Raw genomic sequence first — 2,596 nt, forward strand, 5'->3', positions numbered from 1 at the left:
TATTAGATGACAATTACTTTGGCGGGTGACGACAACTATTTTGGCGGGTAGTACAGCGCTAGGAATAGCCGACGTCAGAATCGCAATCAAGAGCCCCTAAGACTACTTCCAATAGATATTGGAGGTGTGTCTAGGTGTCGATACAGCCATATCAAATCAAGGTGTATATGCAAGCTAGAAAGACCGGGTCGACGCAAACCCAAGCGTCGGCCCTTGCCGGGATATCAGACCGTAGTGGGCAACGGATAGAGGCGGGAGAGCATCAAGTGGATCGGGGCCGCAAGCGAGATTGGCGAACCCGCTGCGACCCATTAGACGGGGTCTGGGAAAGCGAACTAGAACCGATGCTGCGCCAGGAGCCTCGCCTGCAGCCGACGACCTTATATGAGTACCTTCAGGAGCAGTATCCAGGGCAGTATGCCCAGGTGCTGCGCACCCTGCAGCGTCGGGTAAGTGACTGGAAACAGCGTCATGGGCAGACGCCAGAGGTGATGTTCGAGTTACGCCATGAGCCTGGGCTGATGGGGTTATCGGACTTCACCGAACTGAAAGGGTTGAGCATCACCATTGGCGGTGAGCCGTACCCGCACTTGATCTATCACTACCGGCTAGCCTATAGCGGTTGGCAGTATGCCCAAATTATTGAAGGTGGGGAAAGCTTTATCGCCTTATCTGAAGGATTGCAGAATGCGTTTGAGGCCTGTGGCGGAGTGCCCCGACAGCACCGCACCGACAGTTTGAGTGCGGCCTACCGCAATGCGGGAAGTAATCATAAACAGCTCACCCAACTCTATGAGCACCTCTGCGAGCACTATCGGTTGGAGCCCACTCGCAACAATCGGGGCATCGCCCATGAAAACGGGGCGATAGAGTCTCCCCATGGCCATCTCAAAAATCGCCTGACCCAGCAGCTCTACCTACGAGGCAGTTTTGAGTTTGCCAGCGTGGCGGATTACCAGGCTTGTATCGCTGGGGTGGTCTCCAAACTCAATAACCAGTGCGCCGAAAAATATGCGCAGGAGCGCTCCCACCTCCAAGCCTTACCCCGGTATCGGGTGGCTGACTATGAGGTGTTGAGTGCCCAGGTGAGTTCTCGCAGCACCATCACGGTGCGTCGAATCTTATATACGGTACCGTCTCGACTCATCGGTCGTCAGCTGGAAATCCATCTTTACCACAATCGCCTGCGGGGCTATCTGGGCCAGAACTCTGTGGTGGAATTGCCGCGGGTCCGGGCCACTGGAGGGCTGCGTCGAGGGCGCTGCATCAACTACCGCCATGTGATTGAGGCGCTGCACCAAAAGCCCAGAGCCTTCATTTATTGCACCTGGCAAGCCGAGTTGTTGCCCAATCAGCTGTATCGAGCCCTCTGGGCTCAGATGAAACAAGACTTTGCCTTAGATAAAGCGGCCCTGTTGATGGTCGAAGCCCTCTATATCGCCGCCACGCAAGACAAAGAAACGGCAGTAGCCGACTACCTCGAAGACCAACTAACCGGCAGCACCCTAAGCCTCAACGGCCTGCGGCAACACTTTAGCGCGGGGGACAAGACGTCCAACCCGCCGTTGAGCTATCACCAACATTCCCTGGATGACTATGACCATCTCCTCCACTCCCCCCAACTCAGTCAGCCCGTATCAAACCCTGAGTCTTCATCTCAAGAGTCTCCGGCTGTCCCACATGCTCAACCATTGGGAGGCCCTTGAACACCAGGCCATGCAGGAACAGTGGTCCTATGCGCAGTTCCTGCTGGCGTTATGTGAGACAGAGATTGAGCGACGCTGGAGCCAACGCTTAAAACGTGCCCTCAACGAGGCTCAAGTCCCCAATGCCAAGACCTTAGTTACCTTTGACTGGTCCCACCTCAAGGACTTCAATCCCGCGCCGTTGATGCAGTTGACCACCGATTCAGAGTGGCTTAAGCGGGCTGACAATTGCTTATTGTTTGGTCCCTCGGGGGTGGGCAAAACCCATTTGGCCTGTGCCGTGGCCCGAGCCGTCGTCGAGTTGGGATACCGGGCTAAGTTCTTTGCTGCCACCACCTTGGTGCAAACCTTGCAGCATGCCAAACGTCAATTACTCTTGCCCAGCACCCTCAAAAAACTTGACCGCTATGACCTACTCATTATTGATGACCTGGGCTATGTCAAAAAATCGGAGGCTGAAACGTCGGTCCTCTTTGAGCTGATCGCTCATCGCTATGAGCGCAAAAGTCTCTTGGTCACCGCCAATCAACCCTTCAGTCAATGGAATACGATTTTTGCCGATGACATGATGACTGTCGCCGCTGTCGATAGGTTGGTGCACCATGCCTTGATCGTTGAGCTTCAAGCTGACAGCTACCGCAAGCGTTCTGCCAACCAGCGCGCTCAAACCCAGGACACCTCCCAGAACACCCTTTCGGAGGTCAGCACCTCTGCTCCCGTCCCAGCCAAGACCAGTAATTGACGCGACAACTAGAACGGATCTACTGATCCCTCTTATCACGTCAATTGAATTTTCTCAAATCTCCGCAGTAGTACACAGGGGGCTATTCGGAGGGCGTTAACCCGTCAATCTAATTGACGCGACCCGCCAAAGTAATTGACATTTGATA

The 2,596-nt window shown here is 54.5% G+C and carries 1 protein-coding gene and 1 pseudogene; both read left to right on the top strand.

The features are described from left to right. Nucleotides 1-167 precede the first annotated feature (167 nt). Nucleotides 168-1,535, top strand: a pseudogene (istA, locus tag E1H13_RS26350) (IS21 family transposase); the annotation flags it as partial. Between the two features lie 61 nt (nucleotides 1,536-1,596). Further along, nucleotides 1,597-2,448 (top strand): IS21-like element helper ATPase IstB, encoded by an 852-nt coding sequence (gene istB / locus E1H13_RS26355; RefSeq protein WP_169617929.1) that lies wholly within the window; start codon nucleotides 1,597-1,599, stop codon nucleotides 2,446-2,448. The last annotated feature ends 148 nt before the right edge of the window (nucleotides 2,449-2,596 follow it).

This window comes from Nodosilinea sp. P-1105, from assembly GCF_012911975.1.
Taxonomy (GTDB): domain Bacteria; phylum Cyanobacteriota; class Cyanobacteriia; order Phormidesmidales; family Phormidesmidaceae; genus Nodosilinea.

Bases quoted from the DNA above. Each gene is read 5' to 3' on its own strand.
- istB (WP_169617929.1), top strand. From the start codon at position 1,597: ATGACCATCTCCTCCACTCCCCCCAACTCAGTCAGCCCGTATCAAACC.